A 6,309-nucleotide genomic window follows, 5' to 3' on the forward strand; every position below is an offset into this window, starting at 1 on the left:
AAGATGATCCGCCGTTCCGTCCTGGGCCTGCTGGCAGTGCCTTTCGTCATGCCGGCGGTTCTCAGGGCGGAGGGCGCGACGGCCGGCCAGAAGATCGCGCAGGCGGCCGAGGCACAGGAAGGCGTCGTGCGGATATATGATCCGGCCTATGTCGCGCTGGATTTTCCCGGCGGTGATGTGGCGCCGGATCGCGGGGTCTGCACCGATGTTCTGGTCCGGGCGCTGCGGGTGGCCGAGGGCATTGACCTGCAAGTCGCGATCAACCGCGATATGAAGGCGGATTTCGCGGCCTATCCGAAGAACTGGGGCCTGACGCGGACCGACCGCAATATCGACCATCGCCGGGTTCCCAATCTGCGGCGGCTGTTCGAACGGGTGGGCGCTGAGCTGCCGGTCAGTGAAACCGCTGCCGACCATTTGCCGGGTGATGTGGTGACCTGCCTTATTCCGGGCGATCTGGCGCATCTGATGGTGGTGGGGACCGGCCTCGCCGGACCGCGCCCGCTGATCGTCCATAATATCGGCGCCGGCACAAGGATCGAGGACCGGCTTTTGGAATTTCGCATGACCGGGCGCTACCGGCTGACGCCTCCTGTGCTGGAAAAGCTGCGCCGGCTGAGTGCCTGAGGCCCGGAACTCAGCGGGGGTTTGACGGGGGCGCCGCGCGGGCCTAAGCCTTGCCCCATGATCGACCTCAGACCCGTGGCCTATGTGATCGGACGGATTCTGATCGTCCTCGCCATTCTGATGGTCGCGCCTGCGATTCTCGACTGGCGGTCGGGCGATCCGAATGCGCGTGCCTTTTTGCGGTCTGCTCTGATCACCGGCTTTGCTGGCGCGAGCCTTGCGCTGTCGACGGCGAACAGCCAGACGGCGGCACTTGGGGTGCGGCAGGCCTGGCTTCTGACCTCGGCGATCTGGTTCATCCTGCCCTTGTTCGCGGGCCTGCCCTATGTGCTGGGAGAGCCCGGTCTGAGCTATCTGCATGCCTGGTTCGAAGCGGTCTCGGGCCTCACCACCACCGGCGCCACGGTGATCACGGGCCTGGATCAGATGCCCATGGGGATGAACCTCTGGCGCGGCATGACGACCTGGATCGGCGGGCTCGGGATCGCCTTTATCGCGATGATCTTCCTGCCGCTGATGCGGGTCGGCGGCATGCAGTTCTTCCGCACCGAGGGTTTCGACACCTTTGGCAAGGCCCTGCCCCGCGCCACCGATATCGCGCGCCAGCTGATGCTGATCTATGCCGCGCTGACCCTGACCTGCATGGTATCATATCTCATGATCGGGATGCCGGCGCTTGGCGCGGTGGTGCATGGCATGACGACGGTCGCGACCGGAGGTTTCTCGCCTTATGACAGTTCTTTCAATACCTTCCAGGGTGCGGGTGAATATATCGCGGTGTTTTTCATGCTGGCGGGAAGCCTGCCTTTCATCCGCTATGTGCAGATGGTGAATGGCCAGCCCTTCGCGCTCTGGCATGATCCGCAGGTCAGGGCCTATCTGCGCTGGCTGCTGGGCGCCGTGATGATCGTCGCGGCCTGGCGGATCCTTACCGCCGATATGGAGATCGAGCCGGCCTTCCGCGAAAGCCTGTTCAACCTGACCTCGATCATGTCCTCGACCGGGTTCTTTTCCGGAAGTTTCCCGTCCTGGGACGGGCTGATGCTGGTGGTCGCGCTGATCATCGGCATCGTCGGCGCCTGTGCCGGGTCGACGGCTTCGGGGCTCTCGGTGTTCCGGGTGCAGATCGCGTTTTCAGTGCTTCGCGCCCAGGTGCGGCGGATCGCCTGGCCGAATTCGGTCGAAGCGGTCAAATATGACGGGCGCACGGTCGAGGATGATCTGATCCAGGCGCTGATCATGTTCATCTCAAGCTATATCCTGATCCTCGGCCTGTTCAGTGTCGTGCTGACCCTGGTGGGGGTGGATCTGGAATCGGCGATGTTCGCGATCTGGACGACGCTTGGCAATGTCGGCTACGGCTTTGGCCCGCTGGTCGAGCGCACCGGCACATTCGTCGAATTCCCCGATGCGGCGATTGCGGTGATGGGGCTTGCGATGATCCTAGGCCGGCTCGGGCTGCTTGCGGTGCTCGTGCTGCTTTTGCCGGCGTTCTGGCGGGCCTGAGACGGGCCAAAGGGTAACCCGAAGCCCCCCCGCCCGCCTGGCCACGAGGTCAGATCAGGGCTGATCCCAGCATGAGACCAGCACCGTCATCCCGCGTGCCTCGCGGGTCAGCGTCTCGGGCGGCAGCGCAACCGTGCTCGCGCGCTCCAGCGGCGTGATACCGGCCTGGGCCAGCACGCCGGCCACCCGCGCCGCATCGGCGGCAAAGGCGACATCGGCGGGCAGATCGCGTGTGCTGTCGCGCAATGCGGGCAGCAACATGCCAAGCACCGCCCCCGATCCGTCGATCACCGCACCACCTGCATCGCCCGGCCGGGTCGCGACCGTCAGACGCAGCATGCCCGCCGCACCGTCCAGCCCCTGGGCCTCCTCAAAGGCGCCATGGGTCAGAACCGGCGCCGGCAGCCGCCCCTCATAGGGATAGCCTGCGACCACGACGCCCGCACCTGGCCTGGTCTCACTGCTGAATTCCGCCACTGCAGGCGGTGCCAGCGCCGTCACCGGCTGCAGAACCGCAAGCCCGGAGGCCGCATCTTCCACCACCAGCTTTGCCTCGACCGCATGGTCAAGCGTGATGCGGCTGCAGGTCTTCACCGCGTCAACCGTGGTCAGCACCGCCCCCGCTTTCGAGACATAAAAGCCCGAGCGGTTGCGGATCGGCTGGCGGACCTCAAGCCCGGCCACAAGGCCGCGCCGCGCCGCCTCATCCAGCGGCACGAGGCCCGGATCAAGCGCGGTGTCGCCAACCGCGCGGAAGCTCGCATCGAGCACCTCGAACACCCGCGCATCGCGGGCTGCGTTTTGCGGATTGCCGAACGCCATCCAGCCCTTGATCAACCCGCCCGAAAGCCTGGCCCAGGCGCGGCCATCCTGATCACCGGCCTGCCCCGACAGCCGGATCTCGGTATCGCTGCGCTCGCGCGCGCCGCCCGCAGGCATGGCTGTCAGCGAACTGATCACCTCGTAAAGCCCGCCAAGACTGCTGGCATCCCCCGGCTGCGAGATCAGCACAATCGACAGGCCCGAGCCGTTCTTCTCGCGAAAATGCACGAAAGGCGGCTCGTAACGGTCGAATTCCACCAAAGCGAGCGGCAGGGTCGCGTCGATGCCACTTTCCTGTTCCTCGACAAGGGCAAAGCCGAAAGCCGCAACTTCGCCCTGATGCGCCCCGACCAGGGCCGCGCGCTGTGCCGAGGTCAGAATGCCGCTTGTCTCATGCCCGTTGGCTGCCTGCCAGGCGGCCATGGAATTGCGCGTCCCTGGCCCGAACGCGCCGTCGATGCCGCCATTGTAGAACCCGAACCATTGCAGTGCGACCTGCAATTCCTTGCGCTGATCCAGGTCCAGCGCCGCCTCGGAGGCCCGGGCCTCTGCCGGCGTCTCTTCGATAACCGCAGGAGTGGTCACCGGCTCCGTCACCGGCCCGGCGATCACCGCCTCTTCGGGAAGCGCGTCCGGAGCCAGCCCGGTCGCCTGATCCGGCAAAGCCTCAATGGCGACTTCCGGCTGCAAGACACCCTCTGGCACAGACCCCTCTGGCGGCCAGAATTGCGCCCTGAACTCTGCGCCATCGGTGATATAGCTGTCAGCCGGGATCCGCGCGCCCGATTTCAGCGCCGAAAGCACCGAGCCCACCTCGGCCCCGTCATAGGGGCCAAGCACCACGCCGTACCAGCCCGATGGCAGGCCAAAGCCCCAGACATTTCCGAATTCCGCCCCGAAAGCCGCCGCGCGTTCATTGGCCCGTGCGAGGCCCGGCAGCGCCTCGACCTGGATCCAGCGCCGTTCCTGCGCCGCTGAGGGCGCAGCAAATGGCACTGACAGCACCAGTGCGGCTGTCACGGCAGGGATCACCCTGAAGGGCGCAACCAGAGATTTAAAACGGGAAATGATCATACGGTCTCGCTGCTTCCGGCTGGCCGGGGGCGAGGCCACCCGGTCATCACATCGTTCTTCACATCTGCGTAACCAATACCCGGCCCACGCCCGAGAACAAGGGCCAGAGGCACGCGAGCGCCGCTGCTCCCCAGCTTGTGACCGGTCTTTCATCGCTATGCCGCCATGGGCGCCAAATGCCAGGGGGGATAGCGCATGGGCGGATCCGCCTGGCGATCCGGGCCCTGGCGCACCCGCTGACTTTGCTGGCCGCGCTCTGCCTGACGCCCCTGACCCCGACAGAGCTGAGGGCCAGGAACCCACCCTCGTTCTTTTCGATTACTCTCGCATCGGCCCCGATCGATGCAACCCTCGGATACCAGCTGCCCGCGACCGGATTATGCGCCTGATCCGGGCTGAAGAAGGCCATAGAGACCTTCTTGAACCGGCCGGCTTTGACCAGCTCGGCGAATTCCGGTTCGATCTCGCCGATGGTGGCGAAGAGGCGCTCTTCCTGGCTGTCATAATCGAAGGACCCGATCCAGCCATAGGCCGGTGCGTCCGTGGCCGGGTGACCGATCCCGACAGGTGCCGGCGCGGCGACTGGATCATAGCAGTCCGCCACCGCCTTCAGGTCAGGGCGGAATAGGTGACCGCGTCTCCGGCCATCGACCTGAAGGTGCCGGGACGGAATACCTCGATACGGGTTATCAGGGGTTTGGTCATGGATTTGCGGCTCGGTCAGGTTACCGATCCGGTTTTGCATGACGCGGAGAGGGATAGGTCCGGTCAGCCTGTCAGGGGTGTTTCAGGCCTTGCGCGCACCATGCTCCGAGGAACGGGCGCCGGCCAATGGGGTTGCAGCTGTCCGGGTCGATCCGGATTGACCCGGAGAGCGATTCTGACAGGGGGCAGACAGGGCAACCAGGTGATATGTGGCCCGGATCCCGCATGTCGAGCCTATTGCACGCTGTTGGCGATTTTTGCAGGTTAGGTGAGCATTGACCTACACAGGCTTCAGATCAAATGGCTAAAGCTCCTAGAGTCCAGTCCCCAAGCCGTTCGACGATATCGATGACCTCACCCATTACACAGATCTTAGCGGGTTCATGGCAATCGTGGGAAACCTATATTTTGGTTGAGCCATGCCGCGTATCTAAATGATCCGCAAGAGCTGCAATACGGAATAAAAGCTGCAGCTTTGGTCATCGAAAAGCTTTCGAAGGTTGAGCCGGAACACGATGATGCAGAAGAATGTATCGACCCGGTGATAATCTGCTCATGCTACAAGGAGTAAAACGTAGCGATGAGTGGATCATTGGAAGACGTCGTCAAACGGTGGACGGCCAAGCGCAAGTCGGCGCTGGTCCCAGAGATCATTCAGGGCAAGACGACGGTGGCGGAAGCCAGCCGCAGCTTTGACCTTTCCCGGTCCGAGATCGGGGGCTGGATCGATGATGCCCGGCGGGGGATGGAGAACGCGCTTCGGGCGAACCCGCTCGATGTCCGGCAGGAATACGAGCAGCTGCTCCGCGATCTGCAGGAAGCCTATGGCGAGGCCTTGCTGGAACTGCGTGCCCGAAAAAAGCTGGCGGCCCTCATGGAGCGGGAGGACGACAATTGATCCGGGCGCTCCATGAGGGCCTGCTGCCGGACGGGGTCAAAGTATCGCTCGTGAAGCTCTGCGCCTGGTTCGGCGTGCCGCGGCGGAGGGTCTGTTACAAGCCGGTCAGAACCGCGCCGAAGGTCGATCTCCGCTTCGCCGAACCAATCAGGGCGATGATCGGGGAGACCCCCTCCTTCGGCTATCGCAGGGTGGCATTTTTGCCGGGTTTCAACAAGAACACGGTGCAGCGGATATTCCAGCGCAAGCCCTAGCAGATGCGCAAGCGCCCCCTCGGCATGCGGCCCCGCATCCAGGCGCTGCCGTCTGTTGCTACGGCCCCAAACGAGCGCCGGTCCACCGACCTCTGCCGGATTTGGGCCGGCAAGGATGGGGGGACATCACTGGCCCTGGTGATCACTGGCCCTGGTGATCGATTGCCAACTGCGTCCCTGTCCAAGATGCCGGAACTGTTGGGGCTGTAGCGGTGCCGGTAAGCGCTGATCTGCCCCCCGCTGAGTGGCCCAGAGACTATGATAGTCTGGACCACGAAAGGGCCGATGAATGCCGAGCAAGAAGCACAAGCCGGAAGAGATTATCGGCAAGCTGCGTGAAGTTGAGATTGTGCTGGCACCGGGAGCGAGCACGGCCGAAGCCTGCCGCCGGATCGCGGTCAGCGAGCAGACCTGTTATCGCTG

At 64.1% G+C, this 6,309-nt stretch carries 6 protein-coding genes and 1 pseudogene; 5 read left to right on the forward strand and 2 right to left on the reverse strand.

The features are described from left to right. Positions 1-3: 3 nt before the first annotated feature. Both JC607_RS23100 and JC607_RS23105 read left to right on the forward strand, forming a co-directional pair. Positions 4-627 carry a DUF1287 domain-containing protein gene (locus tag JC607_RS23100; RefSeq protein ID WP_198839088.1) on the forward strand — a complete coding sequence of 208 codons (624 nt, stop codon included), beginning with the start codon at positions 4-6 and terminating at the stop codon, positions 625-627. 57 nt (positions 628-684) lie between these two features. Next, positions 685-2,133: a TrkH family potassium uptake protein gene (locus JC607_RS23105; RefSeq protein WP_198839089.1), complete on the forward strand. Its 1,449-nt coding sequence runs from the start codon at positions 685-687 to the stop codon at positions 2,131-2,133. Between the two features lie 54 nt (positions 2,134-2,187). Here the strand turns inward: JC607_RS23105 and JC607_RS23110 are convergent, their stop codons facing one another. Both JC607_RS23110 and JC607_RS23115 read right to left on the reverse strand, forming a co-directional pair. Then, on the reverse strand, positions 2,188-4,029 hold the full coding sequence (locus tag JC607_RS23110; RefSeq protein ID WP_198839090.1) for a serine protease: 1,842 nt from the start codon (positions 4,027-4,029) through the stop codon (positions 2,188-2,190). A 58-nt stretch (positions 4,030-4,087) separates the two neighbouring features. Then, on the reverse strand, positions 4,088-4,774 hold the full coding sequence (locus JC607_RS23115; protein WP_198839091.1) for a hypothetical protein: 687 nt from the start codon (positions 4,772-4,774) through the stop codon (positions 4,088-4,090). A gap of 540 nt (positions 4,775-5,314) precedes the next feature. On the opposite strand from JC607_RS23115, the gene JC607_RS23120 reads away from it, so the two are divergent. The 3 genes and pseudogenes from JC607_RS23120 to JC607_RS23130 all read left to right on the forward strand — a co-directional run. Then, the gene (locus JC607_RS23120) at positions 5,315-5,632 is read left to right on the forward strand and encodes a transposase (RefSeq protein WP_198839092.1); all 318 of its coding nucleotides are present in this window, start codon (positions 5,315-5,317) and stop codon (positions 5,630-5,632) included. Further along, positions 5,629-5,886, forward strand: a complete 258-nt coding sequence (locus tag JC607_RS23125; protein ID WP_198839093.1) for a hypothetical protein — start codon at positions 5,629-5,631, stop codon at positions 5,884-5,886. The genes JC607_RS23120 and JC607_RS23125 overlap by 4 nt, the downstream gene beginning before the upstream one ends. Before the next feature lie 289 nt (positions 5,887-6,175). Further along, positions 6,176-6,309, forward strand: a pseudogene (locus JC607_RS23130) (IS3 family transposase); the annotation flags it as partial.

Source organism: Paracoccus sp. IB05 (genome assembly GCF_016405985.1).
Lineage (GTDB): Bacteria > Pseudomonadota > Alphaproteobacteria > Rhodobacterales > Rhodobacteraceae > Pseudogemmobacter.

Coding starts and splice junctions, on each gene's coding strand:
- JC607_RS23105 (WP_198839089.1), top strand. CDS start 685: ATGATCGACCTCAGACCCGTGGCCTATGTGATCGGACGGATTCTGATC.
- JC607_RS23100 (WP_198839088.1), top strand. CDS start 4: ATGATCCGCCGTTCCGTCCTGGGCCTGCTGGCAGTGCCTTTCGTCATG.
- JC607_RS23120 (WP_198839092.1), top strand. CDS start 5,315: ATGAGTGGATCATTGGAAGACGTCGTCAAACGGTGGACGGCCAAGCGC.
- JC607_RS23110 (WP_198839090.1), bottom strand. CDS start 4,029: ATGATCATTTCCCGTTTTAAATCTCTGGTTGCGCCCTTCAGGGTGATC.
- JC607_RS23115 (WP_198839091.1), bottom strand. CDS start 4,774: ATGCAAAACCGGATCGGTAACCTGACCGAGCCGCAAATCCATGACCAA.